The organism is Gordonia sp. (in: high G+C Gram-positive bacteria), assembly GCF_047602025.1.
Lineage (GTDB): Bacteria > Actinomycetota > Actinomycetes > Mycobacteriales > Mycobacteriaceae > Gordonia.
Genome location: NZ_JASGII010000001.1, coordinates 1 through 17,042, shown reverse-complemented (window position 1 = coordinate 17,042; position 17,042 = coordinate 1). Strand labels below are relative to the sequence as shown.

Annotated in this window: 17 protein-coding genes; 8 read left to right on the top strand and 9 right to left on the bottom strand. The window is 69.8% G+C overall.

Features of this window, described 5'->3' with window-relative positions:
* Positions 1–133: 133 nt before the first annotated feature.
* Positions 134–892 (bottom strand): pirin family protein, encoded by a 759-nt coding sequence (locus QM728_RS00085; RefSeq protein ID WP_415030018.1) that lies wholly within the window; start codon positions 890–892, stop codon positions 134–136.
* A gap of 115 nt (positions 893–1,007) precedes the next feature.
* Between QM728_RS00085 and QM728_RS00080 the strand changes: the two genes are divergently transcribed.
* From QM728_RS00080 to QM728_RS00070, 3 genes are read left to right on the top strand one after another with little or no spacing between them, the layout of a single operon-like run.
* Positions 1,008–2,987 carry a M13 family metallopeptidase gene (locus tag QM728_RS00080; protein WP_415030017.1) on the top strand — a complete coding sequence of 660 codons (1,980 nt, stop codon included), beginning with the start codon at positions 1,008–1,010 and terminating at the stop codon, positions 2,985–2,987.
* Between the two features lie 41 nt (positions 2,988–3,028).
* On the top strand, positions 3,029–3,886 hold the full coding sequence (locus QM728_RS00075) for an alpha/beta fold hydrolase (protein ID WP_415030016.1): 858 nt from the start codon (positions 3,029–3,031) through the stop codon (positions 3,884–3,886).
* A 21-nt stretch (positions 3,887–3,907) separates the two neighbouring features.
* Entirely contained in the window at positions 3,908–4,984 is a 1,077-nt protein-coding gene (locus QM728_RS00070; RefSeq protein ID WP_415030015.1) for a hypothetical protein, read from the top strand.
* Between the two features lie 39 nt (positions 4,985–5,023).
* On the opposite strand, the gene QM728_RS00065 is transcribed toward QM728_RS00070, so the two are convergent.
* Genes QM728_RS00065 through QM728_RS00050 form a run of 4 tightly spaced genes read right to left on the bottom strand, consistent with a single transcriptional unit; the run spans position 5,024 to position 8,193 of the window.
* Complete coding sequence (locus tag QM728_RS00065; protein ID WP_415030014.1) at positions 5,024–5,710, bottom strand: hypothetical protein; 687 nt, start codon at positions 5,708–5,710, stop codon at positions 5,024–5,026.
* A 10-nt stretch (positions 5,711–5,720) separates the two neighbouring features.
* Positions 5,721–6,323 carry a class I SAM-dependent methyltransferase gene (locus tag QM728_RS00060; RefSeq protein ID WP_415030013.1) on the bottom strand — a complete coding sequence of 201 codons (603 nt, stop codon included), beginning with the start codon at positions 6,321–6,323 and terminating at the stop codon, positions 5,721–5,723.
* Between the two features lie 21 nt (positions 6,324–6,344).
* Entirely contained in the window at positions 6,345–7,469 is a 1,125-nt protein-coding gene (locus QM728_RS00055) for an ATP-binding protein (protein ID WP_415030012.1), read from the bottom strand.
* Positions 7,462–8,193: a response regulator transcription factor gene (locus tag QM728_RS00050; RefSeq protein WP_415030011.1), complete on the bottom strand. Its 732-nt coding sequence runs from the start codon at positions 8,191–8,193 to the stop codon at positions 7,462–7,464. Before QM728_RS00050 ends, QM728_RS00055 begins: the two co-directional genes overlap by 8 nt.
* A gap of 140 nt (positions 8,194–8,333) precedes the next feature.
* Here QM728_RS00050 and QM728_RS00045 point away from each other — a divergent pair, with 140 nt between their 5' ends.
* Both QM728_RS00045 and QM728_RS00040 read left to right on the top strand, forming a co-directional pair.
* Positions 8,334–9,455 (top strand): PLP-dependent cysteine synthase family protein, encoded by a 1,122-nt coding sequence (locus QM728_RS00045; RefSeq protein WP_415030010.1) that lies wholly within the window; start codon positions 8,334–8,336, stop codon positions 9,453–9,455.
* 71 nt (positions 9,456–9,526) lie between these two features.
* On the top strand, positions 9,527–10,729 hold the full coding sequence (locus QM728_RS00040) for an MFS transporter (protein WP_415032806.1): 1,203 nt from the start codon (positions 9,527–9,529) through the stop codon (positions 10,727–10,729).
* Here the strand turns inward: QM728_RS00040 and QM728_RS00035 are convergent.
* From QM728_RS00035 to QM728_RS00025, 3 genes are all read right to left on the bottom strand, one after another.
* Positions 10,695–12,260, bottom strand: coding sequence for a hypothetical protein (locus QM728_RS00035; protein WP_415030009.1), 1,566 nt, complete (start codon positions 12,258–12,260; stop codon positions 10,695–10,697). The two genes, QM728_RS00040 and QM728_RS00035, sit on opposite strands and share 35 nt — an antisense overlap.
* Positions 12,261–12,566 (bottom strand): hypothetical protein, encoded by a 306-nt coding sequence (locus tag QM728_RS00030; RefSeq protein ID WP_415030008.1) that lies wholly within the window; start codon positions 12,564–12,566, stop codon positions 12,261–12,263.
* Between the two features lie 63 nt (positions 12,567–12,629).
* Positions 12,630–13,895 (bottom strand): DUF4185 domain-containing protein, encoded by a 1,266-nt coding sequence (locus QM728_RS00025; RefSeq protein ID WP_415030007.1) that lies wholly within the window; start codon positions 13,893–13,895, stop codon positions 12,630–12,632.
* A 255-nt stretch (positions 13,896–14,150) separates the two neighbouring features.
* On the opposite strand from QM728_RS00025, the gene QM728_RS00020 reads away from it, so the two are divergent.
* Both QM728_RS00020 and rnhA read left to right on the top strand, forming a co-directional pair.
* Entirely contained in the window at positions 14,151–14,930 is a 780-nt protein-coding gene (locus QM728_RS00020; protein ID WP_415030006.1) for a hypothetical protein, read from the top strand.
* A 31-nt stretch (positions 14,931–14,961) separates the two neighbouring features.
* Positions 14,962–15,414, top strand: a complete 453-nt coding sequence (gene rnhA / locus QM728_RS00015) for a ribonuclease HI (RefSeq protein ID WP_415030005.1) — start codon at positions 14,962–14,964, stop codon at positions 15,412–15,414.
* Positions 15,415–15,423: 9 nt separating this feature from the next.
* Here rnhA and QM728_RS00010 read toward each other — a convergent pair whose 3' ends face one another.
* Positions 15,424–16,200: a methyltransferase domain-containing protein gene (locus QM728_RS00010; RefSeq protein WP_415030004.1), complete on the bottom strand. Its 777-nt coding sequence runs from the start codon at positions 16,198–16,200 to the stop codon at positions 15,424–15,426.
* A 97-nt stretch (positions 16,201–16,297) separates the two neighbouring features.
* On the opposite strand from QM728_RS00010, the gene QM728_RS00005 reads away from it, so the two are divergent.
* Complete coding sequence (locus QM728_RS00005; protein ID WP_415030003.1) at positions 16,298–16,966, top strand: hypothetical protein; 669 nt, start codon at positions 16,298–16,300, stop codon at positions 16,964–16,966.
* The last annotated feature ends 76 nt before the right edge of the window (positions 16,967–17,042 follow it).

The window sequence follows — 17,042 nt, the reverse complement described above, 5'->3', positions numbered from 1 at the left end:
GTGGCTACTTCAGGCAGCACCGGGTCCATGACAATCGCGTCACGCCGCCATAACGCCGAGTGGGCGGTCCAGTTACGCCGAGTGGGCGGTCCAACGCCGCCGAGTGGGCAGTGCGATCACGCCGAGTGGGCAGTCATTCGCCCAGCGTCTTGCCCATCACCCAGATGAGCGCCTCGGCCTGCTCGTCGGAAGCGCCGACGAGGGCCCCGCCGCCGAGCCCGGAGCCGCGCACCGCATCCCCGACGGCCAGCGGCACGTCGTCGAACCTGACCGCGCCCTCCGTGACGAAGACGTGGGCGAAGCGGTTCGACGGCAGTTCGACCCGCTGTCCCTTGGTCAGCCGCGCGGCCCACAACGTCGCCGACCGGTTTCTGATCCGAATGGCCGAGTCGACCGCGGGGTCCCCCGACGCAATCGGGATCAGGCCGCCCGCGGCGAGGTCGGCCCCGATGTCGGCCTGGTCATAACCGGGGTCGAGACCGAACTCGTCGGGCATGACCCACATCTGGACATAGCTGACGTCGACGGTCCCGGCGCCGTCGACGCGCAGCCCGTCGGTCGCGGTCCACGTGTCGTTGCGCTCGGAGTGTTCGATGCCGGTTCCCGCGCTCATCCGCTGCGCGAGCCCGGGGTAGACGATGCCGCTGTGGCCGTGGGAGTCCTGGTGCACAAGGCTGCCCGAGCGCACCCAGGTGATGATCTCCGTCTCGCGGTGCGGGTGGGTGTCGAAGCCCTCGCCGGGGCGCAGCGTCTCGTCGTTGTTGACGAGGAGGACGCCGTGGTGGGTGTTCTCCGGGTCGTAGTGGTCGCCGAAGGAGAAGCTGTGCGACGACGACAGCCAGTCCGTCGTCGTCACGGACCGGTCGCCGGCGCGGTGCACCGTATAGGTCATGCGTCCAGTCTGGCACCGCACACTCGACGGATTCCAGGTGCCCACTCGGCGACGTTGGGGTGCCCACTCGGCGTTGATCGACCGCCCACTCGACGAATGGGGGATTTCAGGCAGGATGGAGATCGTGACTGCGACTGCCCCCATCTCCGGCCTCGACCTCTCCTTCACCGACGACTCTGTGCGCGCCCAGGACGACCTGTACGCCCACTTCAACGGCAAGTGGTTGGCGACCCACGAGATCCCCGCCGACCGGAGCATCGACGGCTCCTTCCTCGTGCTGCGCGACCGCGCCGAGGAGGACGTCCGCGACATCATCACCGCCGCGGCTGACTCCGACGCCGCGCCGGGCAGCGACGAGCGCAAGATCGGCGACCTCTACGCCTCGTTCATGGACGCCGACCGTATCGAGGAACTCGGCCTCGCGCCCATCACCGGCGGACTGTCGGCCATCGGCGCGATCACCGACCAGGCCGGCCTCGCCCAGGCGCTCGGCGCCTTCCAGCGCGGCGGCATCGGCGGACTGTTCGGCGTCTACGTCGACACCGACTCCAAGAACTCCGACCGCTACCTGGTGCACATCGTCCAGTCCGGCCTCGGCCTGCCCGACGAGTCCTACTACCGCGAGGACGCCCATGCCGATACCCGCGCGGCGTACGTCGCCCACATCGAGAAGATGTTCGCCCTCGCCGACGTCGACGATCCGGCGGGCGCCGCCGCGACGGTCGTGGATCTCGAGACCGCGATCGCCTCCCACCACTGGGACGTCGTCAAGCGTCGCGACGCCGACGCCACCTACAACCTCACCTCCGCCGCCGACTTCGCGAAGGAGGCCGCCGCCTTCCCGGTGGACGTCTGGATCAAGACCCTGGCCGGCGGCGACACCGACGCCTTCGCCGAGGTCAACGTCGGACAGCCGTCGTTCATCACCGGAGTCGCCGGATTGCTCGCCGACCGCCCGATCGACGACTGGAAGACCTGGTTGCGCTGGAAGCTGCTCCACTCGGCCGCGCCGTACCTTCCCGCGGCCTTCGTCGACGAGAACTTCGACTTCTACGGCCGCACGATGTCCGGCGCACCGGAGATCCGCGAGCGCTGGAAGCGCGGCGTCGGGTTCGTCGAGGGCGCCATGGGCTTCGCCGTCGGCCGCCTCTACGTCGACAAGCACTTCCCCGCCGCGGCAAAGGCGCGGATGGACGAGCTGATCGCCAACCTCGTCGAGGCGTATCGCCGCAACATCACCTATCTCGACTGGATGACCCCGGCCACGCGCAAGAAGGCCCTCGCCAAGCTCGACGCGTTCAACCCGAAGATCGGCTATCCGGCCCACTGGCGCGACTACTCCGCGCTGACCGTCGACCGCGACGACCTCATCGGCAACGTCGCGCGCGCGTCGGCCTTCGAGTACGACCGCGAGCTCGGCAAGATCGGGCAGCCCGTCGACCGCGACGAGTGGTTCATGACGCCGCAGACGGTGAACGCGTACTACAACCCGGGCATGAACGAGATCGTCTTCCCGGCGGCCATCCTGCAGCCGCCGTTCTTCGACGCCGACGCCGACGACGCGGTCAACTACGGCGGCATCGGGGCGGTCATCGGGCACGAGATCGGCCACGGCTTCGACGACCAGGGCGCCAAGTACGACGGCCAGGGCAACCTCGTCGACTGGTGGACCGATGCGGACCGCACCGAATTCGCCAAGCGGACCCGCGCGCTGATCGACCAGTACGACCAGTTCACCCCGACCGGCCTGAGCCCCGACCACAAGGTCAACGGCGAGTTCACCATCGGCGAGAACATCGGCGACCTCGGCGGGCTGTCCATCGCGCTCGTCGCCTACCGGATCGCCAACCCAGATCCGCCGGTCATCGACGGGCTCACCGGCGAGCAGCGCCTCTTCTACAGCTGGGCGCAGATCTGGCGGACCAAGACCCGCGAGGCCGAGGCAGTCAAGCGCCTCGCCATCGATCCGCACTCGCCGCCGGAGTTCCGCTGCAACGGCGTCGTCCGCAACGTCGACAGCTTCTACGACGCGTTCGACGTCAAACCCGGCGACAAGCTCTATTTGGAGCCGGACCAGCGCGTCCGCATCTGGTAGCCGTCGCCCACAGAACTAGAACGTGTTCTAGTATGGCCTTCGTGGATGTCTCTTACGACGCAACGAAACGCGAACTGGCCACCGACAAGGGGGTCATCCGGTACCACGAGGCCGGCGACCCCGACGCCCCGCCGCTGATCCTGCTGCACGGATCCGGCCCCGGCGTGAACGGGTGGCGCAACTATCGCGGCAACCTGGGCTTCTTCGCGCAGACCCATCACACCTTCATCCTGGAGTTCCCCGGCTTCGGCGTGAGCGACCCGGTCGAGGGCCACCCGGTCCTCACCGCCGGCAGCTCGGTCACCCGCTTCATGGACGGCCTCGGCATCGAGTCGGCGCCGATGATCGGCAACTCGATGGGCGGCGTCGTCGGCATCAACCTGGCGATCAAGAAGCCCGAGCGCGTTGCCAAGCTGGTCACCATCGGCGGCGTGGGCCCGAACATTTTCAGCCCCTCCCCCAGCGAGGGACTCAAACTCCTGCAGGAGTTCACCGACGCCCCCGACCGCGACAAGCTCATCCGGTGGCTCAACTCAATGGTCTACGACCGCTCCATCGTCACCGACGAGCTCATCGAGGAGCGGTGGGAGGCGGCGACGAATCCGGACGCCCAGAAGACCGCCGCGATGATGTACGGCTCCAAGGCATTCGAGATGCAGCAGCAGTTCATGGCCGCCGCCGACACCCCGCCGTACTGGGCGATGATGCACAAGGTCGCCTGCCCGACGCTGCTCACCTGGGGCCGCGACGACCGCGTCAGCCCGCCGGACATGGCGATGGTGCCGATGCGCCTCATCCCCGACGCCGAGCTGCACATCTTCCCCAAGTGCGGGCACTGGGTGATGATCGAGGCCAAGGAAGCCTTCGAGTCGACGGTTTCGGCGTTCTTGAACCGCTGACGCCTCGCTAGGCTCGAGAGCGTGTCCGACGACGTCCACCGCTTTCCCGGCGACCCCGACGAGTGGCGGTCCGTCGACGAGAACGTGGGCACGGTCGACGGAAAAATGGGCACAGTCGACGAGAATGTGGGCACGCTCGACGACCATCGGCGCGGCCATCCTCGTTGGCTGATCACGGGCACCGTCGTCGCCACCTTCCTGGCGATCGCCCTGCTCGCGGGCACCCTCGTCGTCGGGAAGCTCCGCGGGGGGACCACCACCACGCCCGGCGCGACGGTCACCTCCTACCTCCAGGCCCTTGCCGCCGGCGACGCCCAACGTGCACTCTCCCTCGGCGCCCATCCGCCCGAGTCGACGCGGTTCCTCACCGACGACATCCTCAAGAAGCAGATCGCCAAGACCCCGATCAGCGACATCGAGGTGCTCCGCGAGTCCACCGCGCAGGCTTCCCGAGCGACCGTGCGGATGTCGGCCCGCTTCGGCGACACCACCTCGGAGTTCAGCGTGCTGACGGTGAAGTCGGGCAAGGGCTGGAAGATGATGCGCACGGCGATCCGGATCCGCGGCTTCGATGGCGCCAAGACCGGCCGACTGCTCACGCTGTTCGGTCAGCCGATCAGCGGGGACATCTCCGTGTTCCCCGGTTACGCCCAGTTCGCCGGCACGGGTCCGAACCTCACGGTGTCGTCGTCGAACGCTTTCGTGAAGCCGGACTGGTTGATGCTCGGCATGGCGTTCCCGTCGCAGCTGCGCCTCAAGGTCGTCCCGACCGCAGCCGGGGCCGACGCCGCCGAGAAGGCGATCAAAGCGGCCTTCGCCCAGTGCCTGTCGTCGACCGACCTGCGTCCGCCGCGCTGCCCCAACCGCGTCTACTCCCTCGGCGCGGTGCCCGGGTCGGCGAAATGGGGCGAGCCCTCGGAGTTGAAGTTCGGGCGCACCCTGTTCCTCTGGCGGACCACGACGCTGGTGTACTCCCTCGGCTCAATGACCTTCCCGGTCACCTACACCGCGGCCGACGGCCCGACGAGCGAGACCGTGCGCCGCTACGTGACGGCCCGCGTCGATCTGTTGTCGAACCCGCCGACGGTGACGTTCTAGCCGCGGTAAGAAGTGCGCTGACCTGGTCGATCAAGGACGTCATGTGGCGGCGTAGCCAAGGGCCTTACGGAGGCCAAGCACTTGATCGAGGTCCGGTGACGACGGCGAGCCACTCAACGTCACGATGCGCCCAGCTCCGCCGCACGGCGAGACCTGGATTGAATTGCCCAACTCTCGCAAGTTGGCCTCGACTCGGTCTGACAGGTACGTCTTCCAGCCGACTTGGATGTCGCCTGACTTTCCACCGTGCTCACGAACCTTGAGGATTAAGTCGAAGTCCCACGTGCTCAGCCAGTCGGGGTCCCAAATCTCCGCGACAGCTCGCAGGCATTTGTCGATCCCGCTGACCGAGGTCAGCTCGGGTGATCGCAGGACCAACTCGATGCTGTTCTTTCCCCTGGAGTCCGACGCTGCCACCTGCATACCCAGCGGAAAGCGCTCTCCCTCAGCGAGATACAGATCGCATGCCCAGTGCGGCGGATTCGGCCCTCCCCACCGCTCGTCGGTGCGACGTCGAATGGCTTGAACGACGGCTGCCGGATTGGTCACGTCGACGGGCACCCGGGTGAGGAGGTCACTCCCGGCCGGCGCGCTCTGCATCTCAACCCAAACGCCTGCGACGGCAGGCAGGCCGTCGACCGTCTGCCGGACTAACGCAGCGACCTCGTCGACCGATTGCTCTCTGTATCCCCATCGTCCCAGCAGCGTCACCGGCGTCATGCTCATCGCCGTACTCTCAGCGGCGCCGCAGGATCGACACCGCGAAGTCGGCGCCGTCGTGCCACGGGCGCAGGTCCCAGGTCGCCAGGCGCAGGTCCAGCGACAGCCCGGCGGCCGTCGCCGCCGCGTCGAAGTCCGCCACCGACAGCTCCCGGTTCGTGTGGAACCCGACGACGAGCCGCCCGTCGTCGGCCAGGTGCGCCGCGAGTCGCTCCAGCACCAGCTGTTCGGTGCCCGGTGCGAGGAAGACCATGACGTTGCCGGCGCACACGATGACGTCGAATGGCTCGGCGAGCCCGCGGGCCGACAGGTCCAGTTCGGACAGATCGCCGACGAGCCACGTCGGCCCCGGGTGGTCCTCCTCGGCCGCCGCTATGAGCTTCGGGTCGACGTCGACGCCGACCACCGCGTGCCCGACGTCGTGCAGGTGGCCGCCCAGTCGCCCGGGTCCGCAGCCGGCGTCGAGGATGCGCGCGCCGCGCGGCACCATCGCATCGATCATCCGGGCCTCACCGGCGAGGTCGGCGCCGTCGGCAGCCATCGTGCGGAACCGCTCGATGTACCACTCGCTGTGGCCCGGTTTGGTCTCGGTGATCCAGCGCGGCTGGGGAGTGCTCATGCCCCCAGCCTAGGCAACCGATCAACCCGCGGCGGGCAGCAGGATCGTGAAGATCGCACCCGTGCCCGGCCCGCTGCTCGACGCCGTTAGCGTGCCGCCGTGGGCGTCGACGAGGGCCCGCGCGATCGTCAGCCCGATGCCGGTGCCACCCGCTTCACGGTTGCGCGAGGTGTCCGTCCGATAGAAGCGGTCGAAGACGTGCGCCAGGTGTTCAGCGGAAATCCCGTCGCCGGTGTCGGTGACCTCGATGGCGACCCGGTCGCCGACCGACTGCGCGTCGACGGTGACGCGCCCGCCGGCGGGGGTGTGCCGCTGCGCGTTGTTGAGCAGATTCGCCAGCACCTGCGCCATCCGCTCGGGGTCGACGCGGATCGGCGCCGACGACGACCGTCCGGTCACCAGTTCCACCCCACCGTCGGCGAAGCGCGCCCGCGCCTCGCGCACCGCGGCGCCGACAATGGCGTCGGCGGTGGTGTCGGTCAACCGGAGGGACGGCGAGCCCTCGGTCACCGACGACACCTCGGCGATGTCGTCGGCCAGCCGCTGCAGTCGCCCGGTGGCCGACCGAACGACGCCGAGGGTGCGCTCGTCGGGTTCGCGGATCCCGTCCTCGATCGCCTCGAGCGTCGCCGTGATCGTGGCCAAGGGGGTGCGCAACTCGTGCGCCAGGTCCGACAGCATGCGGCGGCGCGTGTCCTCGACGTGCTCGAGTTTGTCGGCCAGGGAGTTCACCGTCCCGGACAGCTCGTCGAACTCGTCGGCGACCCCCGACGGCGCGACGCGGGCCCGGTAGTCCCCGGCGCCGATCCGCGCGGTCGAGGCCGCCACCTGCGACACCGAGCGCTGGACGCGTCGGGAGATCGCCCAGCTCATCGCCGCGGCGACCAGGATGGAGACCCCGACACCGACCGTGATGGCCAGGACCGTCGAGATGGCGAACGCGTGCTCGACGTGCGCCGCCTGCTCCGATCCGCGCGGCAGGTGCGCGTGATCGAGGTGGCTGTGGAACACCGTCGGCGCAATCGCGTAGGCGACCAGGCCGGCGGTGCCCGCGCACAGCGCGATCAGCAACCCCTGCAGCAACAGCAACCGCCCGGCGACGCCGCGGGGCAGTCGACGCCACAGCGCTCCTCCGCGCTCAGCCATCCTCGACCCCCGGCCCCATTCGGTAGCCGACCCCGCGCACGGTGCGGATGAACCGTCCGGCGGCGGCCGAGTCGCCAAGCTTGCGGCGCAGGCTGGCGATGTGAACATCGACGAGATGATCGTCGCCAACCCAGTCCGCTCCCCACACCCGGTCGACCAACTCGGTGCGCCGGAACACCACGCGCGGATTGCTGGACAAGACGTCGAGGATGTCGAACTCGGTCCGCGTCAAGGCGACGCTCTCGCCGTCGACGCTCGCCTCCCGCGCCCGTGGGTCGATGACGAGGCCGCCGATGACGCGCCGATCGTTCTGGTCGACCGCCGCACCCGACCGAGGCCGCCGCAGCAGTGCGTCGATGCGGGCCATCAACTCGCGCGGGCTGAACGGCTTGGTCACGTAGTCGTCGGCGCCGACCGACAGCCCGATCAACGTGTCGACCTCGTCGGTGCGCGCGGTGACCATGATGATGTATGCATCGGTGAAGGTGCGGAGCCGACGGCACACCTCGACACCGTCCAGCGACGGCAGTCCGAGGTCGAGAACCACCAGGTCGGGCGGATCTGACCGTGCCACGGCGACCGCCTCATGGCCGTCCGTGCATAGGCTGGCGTCGAAACCGCCGCGGCTGAGATACTCGCGCAGGAGCTCGCCCAGGTCGGGTTCGTCCTCGACGACCAGCGCGCGCAATCCCAGCGCACCGCGTCGGGTTTCGGGAACGGTCACCACCCCATCGTGGCCGGTCCGCCGCCCGATTGCCTCCCCAGGGTGCGATCTTGACCAGATCTTGAGGTTGCGCCGCGGTGTGCCTTGAGGCCCGGGGGCCACCGTTGACGACGTACCCGATCGAGAGGAGCCGACGCCCCATGCGTGAAACACCACCGCAGATCCGCGGCACCGGTCTCGCCGGACTGGTCGGCAACACCCCCGTCGTCCAGATCGGCGAACCCTTCGCCCCCGACAGCGCACCGTTCTGGGCCAAGCTGGAGAGCTACAACCCCGGCGGCGGCATGAAGGACCGTCCGGCGCTGCACATGGTCGCCCGGGCCCGCGAGCGCGGCGACCTCGCCCCCGGCGCACGCATCATCGAATCGACCAGCGGCACCCTCGGCCTCGGCCTGGCGGTGGCAGGCACCGTGTACGGCCACCCGGTCACCGTGGTCACCGACCCCGGTCTCGAGCCGATCGTCGTCCAGACGCTCGCCGCCGCCGGAGTGCGCGTCGACATCGTGCCCGAGCCCGCGGCCGTCGGCGGCTGGCAGCAGGCCCGCCGCGACCGCGTCGACGAATTGCTGGCGCAGGATCCGACCGCGTGGTCGCCGGACCAATACAACAACCCCGACAACGTCGCCGGCTACGACTCCCTCGCCCGCGAGATGCTCGACCAGCTCGGCCGGATCGACGTCCTCGTGTGCTCGGTCGGCACCGGCGGTCACTCGGCGGGCGTGGGCCGGGTGCTGCGCGAGGCCAATCCCGATCTGGAGATCATCGGAGTGGACACCGTCGGTTCGACGGTGTTCGGCCAGCCGGCGGCCCCTCGACTGATGCGCGGCCTCGGCTCCAGCATCTTCCCGGCCAACGTCGACTACCCGATGTTCTCCGAGGTCCACTGGGTCGGCCCGGCCGAGGCGGTGTGGGCCTGCCGACAACTGGCCGCCAACCACTACGTCTCCGGCGGCTGGAGCGTGGGCGCGGTGGCGCTCGTCGCCGGGTGGGCCGCCCGCACCCGCCCCGGCGCCCGCGTCGCGACGATCTTCCCCGACGGCATGACGCGATACGTCGGGACGATCTACGACGACGACTACTGCCGCGACAACGGGCTGCTCGGCGGGGAACCGCCACAGCAACCGCTGACCATCGACGACCCGTTCGGCACCCGCGTGACACAGTGGACGCGATGCCCCAAGCCACAGGATCCGACGACGGCGGTGACCGCCGACGCACTGCGCCTCGCCCCGCCCCGGGAACTGGGCGCGACGCGACGGTGAGCGCGTCCGCCGCCGGGCGACAGTCGTGGTGGTCCACCTTCTCCTCGTTCGACCGCGCGAGCAAGGTGTTGATGGTTAACCAGTTCGCGATCAACCTGGGCTTCTTCATGCTGGTGCCCTATCTGGCGGCCTACCTGGGCGGCACATTGGGACTGGCGGCCTGGCTCGTGGGCCTGGTCCTGGGCGTGCGCAACTTCTCCCAACAGGGCATGTTCCTGGTCGGCGGGACGTTGGCCGACCGGCTCGGTTACAAGAAGCTCATCGTCGCCGGGTGTCTGCTGCGCAGCGGCGGCTTCGCCCTCCTGGCGACGGTGCAGTCGGTCCCCGGGATCCTGATCGGGGCCGCCGCCACCGGATTCGCCGGCGCCCTGTTCAACCCGGCGGTGCGCGCCTATCTGGCCGAGGACTCGGGGGAGCGCCGCGTCGAGGCCTTCGCCGTCTTCAACACCTTCTACCAGGCCGGAATCCTGCTCGGCCCGCTCGTCGGCGCGGCACTGGTCGGCTTCGACTTCCGGATCGCCGCGTGGGTGGCCGCCGCGATCTTCAGCGCGCTGACCGTTGCCCAGCTCTTCGCCCTCCCCGACGATCCGGGCCGCACGTCGGCCGCGCGCGATTCAGTGCTGCAGAACTGGGGTGAGATCGTCGCGAATCGGCGGTTCATCCTGTTCTCCGCGGCGATGATCGGCAGCTACGTCCTGAGCTTCCAGGTCTATCTAGTGCTGCCGATGATGGCCCAGGAGTGGAGTTCGACGCCGCGCTGGGCATCGATCATCACGTCCGGGGTGTTCGTTGTGACCGGCGTCGTCGCCATCGCCGGACAGATGGGCGTCACCGCCTGGGCGGGCCGGACGTTCGGCGCGACCCAGGCCCTCGTGGTCGGCATGATCGTCATGGGACTGGCCTTCCTGCCCCTCATCGCACCCGCGCTGATCGGCGGCACGCGTGTCGTTGCGGCGGCCCTGTTCGTGACCGCGATCGGTCTGGCCGTTGCGACGATCCTGATCTTCCCGTTCGAGATGGACACCATCGTGCGCCTCGCCGACGACCGCCTGGTCGCGACGCACTACGGCATGTACAACACGATCGTGGGCGTCGGCATCCTGATCGGCAACGTCGCGACCGGCGCCCTGTTCGGCTGGGCCGTACGGCACGGGATGCCCGTCGCCGTCCCGATCGTGTTGGCGGCCATCGGGCTGACGACGGCCGTCGTACTCGCCCGGTGGCGGCGGGCCGACGACCTCAGCGCCGGCCGGACACGTCCGGCTCCCGCCTGACATAGGCGGCGGGCTCCTCGCCGCGGATGACCGCCACCATGTTGCGGAAGGCGCCGCTGTCCGGGTCGTCGAAGTAAGCGCCGTGGCCGTGGGCGCCGCGCACCCGCTGCCCGTCGTGATAGTCGCCGCTGTCGATCCGGGTGACGCCCGGCGTCGTGTCCGGGTCTCCCCCGTGGGCGCCCGTCGCCTGAAACGGGTGGATCGGATCGCCCGGCGGCGTCACCGAGAACCGATGCGGCTCAGCCGGATTCGACCAGGCATCCGACCCGCCCGGCAGCACCCCGGTGCCCGACGCGGACGCGTAGATAACGCGGTCGGCGCGCAGACCCAGCTGCTCGGCCGTCCCGACGACCGCTCCCCCGTACGAGTGGCCCAGGTAGACCGTCGCGGCGCCGGGCGCGCGGGCCGCCACCTCGACGTCGAGCGACCGTCCGAACTCGACCAGTCGCGGCGCCAGCGTCTCGGCGAACCTCGGCGACAGCGCCGACGGCAGATCCGGCGGCAGCACCCCGTCCATGTAGAGGAAGACCGGCGAACCGCTGCGATTCGCGAAGTTCCAAGCGGCCGTCCGGTTGGCCGCGGCCGTGTCCATCCGGGTGCCGGTCCCCGGCACGTACACCGCCGCCGAGCGCGTGCCCGGCCCCAGCGACCCGTACATCTCCACCGAGCGGCCGGCCGGGGTGTTCGCGAAGGAGATGAACTGCCGCGACACCTGGCGTCGGGGATTGCCCGGGTCGGCGACCGACCCCAACATCTCCCGCAGCTGTCGAGCGCGCGGCCGATCGCCGGCGCCGCGCCGGATCTCGCCGTCGAGCGCCTCCTCGATGCCCCGCCGATTCGCCGCGATACGGACCGGGAACGGAACGCCGTCGAGGTTGCCCATGGCCTGCGGGTTGGCGATGACCAGTCGGTCGATGTCGCGCGGGCTCATCCGCGCCAGAAACTCTCGTCGCCCGACGGGCGTCATCGCGACGAGTCGGGTGACCACCTGGTCGGGGTCGCGCGGTCCCTCCGGCGTCGTGACGTCGACGTGTCCGTCGACCATCGCGTCCAACTCGGCCACGAGGACCTTCAGCTCCGCGGCACGACGACGGTCCGCGGCGTCCAGGTCCGCCAGCGCCTTCCGCAGCCGCTCGTCGGCCTCGACGACCGCCCGGTCCTGGTCGGCCGTCGGGATCTGCGCGAAGACCTCGTCGCGGCTGAACTCGGGCACCTTGTCCGCGGCCATGGCCGCCTCGTCCGACAACCGCAGCACCGCGGCACGACCGTCGGCCAACTCCGCCCCGGCCGCTTCGACGGCGTCGGCGAAGGCGGAGATGGCCCGCGCCACCTCGGTGACGTGGTCGACCTCCTCGTCGAACCGCCGGGTCGCCCAGTCGCGCGCGCTCCCCCGCCAGGTGCTCGCCCGACGCAGGCTCTCCCGAGAGTCGACGATCCCGTTGCGCAGCGCGTTGCTCGAACTGCGGGCCTCGCGGGCCGCATCGGTCATCGGCCGGTCCGGCCAGGCGGCGACCTGCTCGGCGGTGAGCATCTAACGGCCCGCCAGGGCGGCTAGCACGCGGGCGGCCCCCGCGTCGTCGACAACCGACGCCGACCGCAGCCGCTCCGCTGCAGCACTGAGTGCGTCGAGGCGATCGGCGATGTTGCGCCCGAGTCGCACGACCGGATCGGCGGCGGTGGACACCACGCGCATGCACTCGGCGTTGCCGGGCGGGCGGGCCAGGTCGTCGACGGTCAGCCGGGCGAGCGCCTGCCCCGCGCGACGCCAGTCACGGACGAGGGCGGACATCTCCACGGGGTCGACGGCGAAACGGGCTGATTCCGGTGGTGGGCTCATGCACCTTAGACGCAGGGGCCCCGGCGAACGGTTCCCCCGGCCCGACCGACCGGTTCCGCGCGGCTATCGGAAGGAGGACAGGTCCGTCCGGATGAGCATCACGTTGTAGTCGTCCCAGCGGGAGGCGACGTAGTACAGCGAGCTGCCGGTCTCGCGCGGCCAGATGTAGGGCGCGTACAGCTTGCTGATCTGCGACGCGGGCACGATCACCCGCGGTCCGCTCCACGGGCCCTCCGGCTTGGTCGCGGTGCGCATCGTGATGCTGCCCTTGCGGGAGCCGAGCATGACGAAGCGGTTCAGATACTTGTTGAAGCGCACCGAGATCTCGGCGATCGGCTCCTGGGCGATCTTCACCGCGTCGCCGCTGTAGCCCGACCACTGCCCGCCGCCCCGGTAGTACTGATAGGCGTTCATGTCGAGGATGCGGCTCGCGGGCACGCGCGAGAGGAACAGCGCCCCGTAGCGGCCGTTGGGCGTGCCGTACTGGTAGACCCAGGGGCCGCGACGCAGGAAGGCGCCGACCTGGAAGCGCCCCTGCCCGGTGTTGGTCTGCGGGACGCCGGGGATGTTCAACTCGTAGCGCGAGCGGATCGTGTTGTTGTCGACGGTCCACGTCTGGCCGTTGTCGCGCGAGACGGCGATGGCCGAGAAGTTCGTTTCCCAGCGGCCCGCGGCACCCCAGCGGATGATCGACATGAAGGACAGGTACTGCACGCCGCCGATCGAGATGCCGGCGGTCGGGATGCGGCCGATCTCGATGTTCTTCACGCCGACGCCGTTGGTGATCGGCTGGGCGAACGTCGGGTGGGCGGCGGTCACCGACGCACCGGAGCGGTTGTTCCCCGGACGCGCGTTCGGGAAGGTGATGCCCTTCGACAGGTCGCTGTTGCCGTTGGCGCGCAGCATCGTGTTGTGCCGCCACACCAGCGCGCCGTTGCACTTGCCCCAGGTGTCGCCGAAGGCCATCAGGACCTGGCCGCGGCCGTTGTCCCACGGGACGCCGACGTCGGTGGCGGTGATCGAGAAGCGCTTGTCGGTGCGGTTGGGGCTGAGCGGGCCGGTCACCCATTCCACCGTCTGCGATGGTCCGCCGCGCAGCTTCTTGAGCGGCAGCTGCGGCTTCTTGCCGGGCGCCGAGTAGCTGCCGAAGTCCAGACTGCCCATGCCGATGCGCGACGATGCCGCGCTGCCGGTGCTGCCGACGTCGTGGCCGACCGGGCCCAGGGCGTTGCAGGGCGACGCCTGGGCGGCCGGCGCGGCGGTCGCGCTCACCACGGAGGCGGCGACGGCGGCCGAGATCCCGACGGCGACGGTGCGTTTGACGGACATGGTTAGGAATCCTAGCTCTTGTTACAGGTGTGACTATTGTTGCTTGCTCTCTGGGTGTTCTCGCTGGTCGCGACCGAATCGCAATGCACCCGTTACGGGCCCGGCCGCACCCCGTCGTTCGGGTGGGGGGTTCGAATCACGGTGGTTCTATGGGGGCGGCGGGCCGTCGTCGACACATAGCGTCGCAGCGAATCAACGTTCCCCGCCGCGGCAGGTCCCACGGCGAGAACACCCACCGAAGAAAGCGATCTCGCCATGTCCGCCACCCGCCTCCTCGCCGCCGCATCGTCGCTCGCCGCCGCGGCCTGCATGGGCGCCGGCATCGCGACCGCCTCGCCCACCGCCGACAAGCCCGTCCACTACGCGGTGAGCCAGACGGCCGACGGTGCCGCCATCACCGTCGCGGGCGGATCCTTCACCCGGGAAGACGGCAACCTCACGATCCGCAACGGCCACGGCCGGCCCGTCGCCCAACTGCCGTTGACCTACCGCGTCGACAACCTCGCCCGGCCGATCGCCGCGACGGTCTCCGGCGACACCGCGACGCTCACCCCGGTTCGCGCCGGCGCGCCCCGCCGCGTGACCCCGATCGCCCACGACCGCATATTCGGACTCGACCAGGTGAAACACAAGGCGTCGGAGTCCTTCACCCAGCGCGACCGCGAGGCGCTCACCGCCTTCTCCAACCGCTCGACGGTCGGCAGCTTCGTCAGCGCGGCGATCGGCGCCGCCCTGGGCGCGGGCTCCGGCTGCATCATCGGCGCGCTCGTCGGCGCGGCGGTCACGCTGCCCGTGGCCGAGCTCCTGGGTGCCGGTCCGTTGGCCGGCTGCATCGCCGGTGCGATTGTGCTGGCTCCCGCCGGGGCGGCCGCGGGTCTGCTGTTCGTCGGCCTGCCGATCATCGCGTTCTCGGCCTTCCAGTACTTCTCGACGGTGTTCTCCCCGTGCACCGCGGAGGGCCAGTACTGCCAGGATCCGGCGACGGCGAAGCCCAAGGCCAAGAGCGCCGCGCGGGTCCAGCGCGCCGCCGCCTGAGCGTCGGGCGCGGCCGGTAACGTCGTTGCGCGTGAGTGACGACGACATCGTGGAGATCTCCACCGACGGGGCCTGCCTGGGCAATCCGGGCCCCGGCGGTTGGGGAGCGGTGTTGCGCTACAAGGGCCACGAGAAGCGGATCTCCGGTGCCGCCCCGGACACCACCAACAACCGCATGGAGCTGACCGGCGCGATCGAGGGACTGGCCGCGCTGACCAAGCCGTCGACGGTAGTCCTCTACACCGATTCCAGCTACGTCCGGAACGGCATCACCAAGTGGGTGGCCGGCTGGGAGCGCAACGGGTGGCGCACCGCCGACAAGAAGCCGGTGAAGAACGTCGAACTCTGGCAGCGCCTCATCGAGGAGGAGTCGCGGCACCGGGTCACCTGGAAATGGGTGAAGGGCCACAACGGCGACTACTACAACGAAATCGCCGACGAGCTGGCCACGACCGCCGCCAAGGAGCTGCGCGACGGAGCCTGACTGCGCGCCCTAACCACGGGACGCGACGGCAAACGTCCGCCTGAACGGGAAGACTGCGCCGAAGTCGCGAGCCGGGTAAGCGGCGCGCAACATGGTCCGATACTCCTCGGCGAATCGTGGGCGCAACTGGTCGTCGAGCCCCTGGAGGAAGGGCCGCGCGCCGGTCCCGGAGATCCACTCGAATACCGGGTCGTCGCCGGTGAGAACGTGCAGGTAGGTGGTGGACCAGGCGTCGACCCGCAGTCCGTTGTCGGTGAAGTAGTCGAGGTAGGCGTCGGGTCCGACGCGCTTGAGCCGTCGCGCACCAGAAAGCGCAGCCCGGTACGGCTCGCGATCGGCGAGCTCGTATAACAGTCGGTGCGCGGGCTCGTCGGCGTTGTCCGGCACTCCGACGGCAATCACGCCGCGCGGGGCGAGAGCTTCAAGCTGGCGATCAAGGACGGCCCACTGATCGTCGACCCATTGCAGCATCGCGTTGGATACGATCAGGTCGACGGTGTCGGCCGGTCGCCACGTCTGCGCGCTCGCAACTTCGTAGCGCACTCGCGGGTCGTCGTTCCCCGCCTCTGCTCTTGCCATCATCTCGGGCGACGAATCCACACCGAGGATCTCCGCGTCGGGCCACCGGCTGCGCAGGAAATGCGTCAGGTGGCCGGGCCCGCAACCGAGGTCGACGATTCGGCGGGCGTCGCCCGGTCCCAGATCGACGGCGCTGAGCAGCTCGACGAACGGTCGGGTGCGGTGGTCGGCGTACGCCAGGTACGTCGTCGGGTCCCAAGTGGCCACGCGGCAGAGCGTACGCCGAGTGGGCGGTACAACCCCCGCCGAGTGGGCGGTCACCGTGCCCCGAGTGGGCGGCACCGAGCACGGCTACGATCGAGTCGTGGGCCCAATCCTCACGTTCGTCGCGTCGTACTGGTGGCTGATCTTCCCGATCAGCGCCATCGTCGGGCCCTGGATCCACCGCTACAACAAGGCCGTGGAGAAACGCCGCCAGTACAAACTCGAGATGGCGAAGGCGAAGTCGGCCGCGCAGATCGAGGAGAACCGGCTGACCCGGGTGAACGCCGAGCAACTGCGCACCGCCCTGCGCACCCACGACGACGTCGATCAGCGCTGGTGGGACTACGAGATCGACCTCGCCACGATCATCAGCTACCCCATGCTCGTCGACGTCCGCGAACCCCTCACCCGCGACTTCCACAAGGCGAAGAGCCGGGCCGACCTGCTGCGACCCCCGCCGGGCGCCACCATCGACGACCCGGCCGAGTTCGTCGAATACCGCGAGGCCGTCGTCGACTATGCCGCCGCCTTCGACGCCGCCGAGCGCGAGGCCCGTCGTCGCAAGCAGGCCGACTTCTCGCCGGTGGAGCGCGATTCGTTGGAGCGGGCGCGGCGCCTGGTCATGATCGCCGCCGACGAGGCCGCGACGCCCGCCGAGCGGCAGGCCGCCTATCGGAAGGCCCGCACGGAACTCGACGGGTTGATCGAGGTCCCGACGGTCGGGGCCGAGCAGCTCGAGCGGTCGATCGCCAAAGAGCTGGAGGCTTAACCGCCCGATCAGGGGACGACGTTGACCATCCGGCCGGGCACGACGATGACCTTGCGCGGCTCGCCGTCGAGGAGCG

What these genes read in the sequence shown, in the direction of transcription:
- QM728_RS00065 (WP_415030014.1), bottom strand. Translation starts at nt 5,710, where the DNA reads ATGAGCATGACGCCGGTGACGCTGCTGGGACGATGGGGATACAGAGAG.
- QM728_RS00020 (WP_415030006.1), top strand. Translation starts at nt 14,151, where the DNA reads ATGTCCGCCACCCGCCTCCTCGCCGCCGCATCGTCGCTCGCCGCCGCG.
- QM728_RS00030 (WP_415030008.1), bottom strand. Translation starts at nt 12,566, where the DNA reads ATGAGCCCACCACCGGAATCAGCCCGTTTCGCCGTCGACCCCGTGGAG.
- QM728_RS00085 (WP_415030018.1), bottom strand. Translation starts at nt 892, where the DNA reads ATGACCTATACGGTGCACCGCGCCGGCGACCGGTCCGTGACGACGACG.
- QM728_RS00080 (WP_415030017.1), top strand. Translation starts at nt 1,008, where the DNA reads ATGGAGATCGTGACTGCGACTGCCCCCATCTCCGGCCTCGACCTCTCC.
- QM728_RS00040 (WP_415032806.1), top strand. Translation starts at nt 9,527, where the DNA reads ATGGTTAACCAGTTCGCGATCAACCTGGGCTTCTTCATGCTGGTGCCC.
- QM728_RS00045 (WP_415030010.1), top strand. Translation starts at nt 8,334, where the DNA reads ATGCGTGAAACACCACCGCAGATCCGCGGCACCGGTCTCGCCGGACTG.
- QM728_RS00035 (WP_415030009.1), bottom strand. Translation starts at nt 12,260, where the DNA reads ATGCTCACCGCCGAGCAGGTCGCCGCCTGGCCGGACCGGCCGATGACC.
- QM728_RS00060 (WP_415030013.1), bottom strand. Translation starts at nt 6,323, where the DNA reads ATGAGCACTCCCCAGCCGCGCTGGATCACCGAGACCAAACCGGGCCAC.
- QM728_RS00055 (WP_415030012.1), bottom strand. Translation starts at nt 7,469, where the DNA reads ATGGCTGAGCGCGGAGGAGCGCTGTGGCGTCGACTGCCCCGCGGCGTC.
- QM728_RS00025 (WP_415030007.1), bottom strand. Translation starts at nt 13,895, where the DNA reads ATGTCCGTCAAACGCACCGTCGCCGTCGGGATCTCGGCCGCCGTCGCC.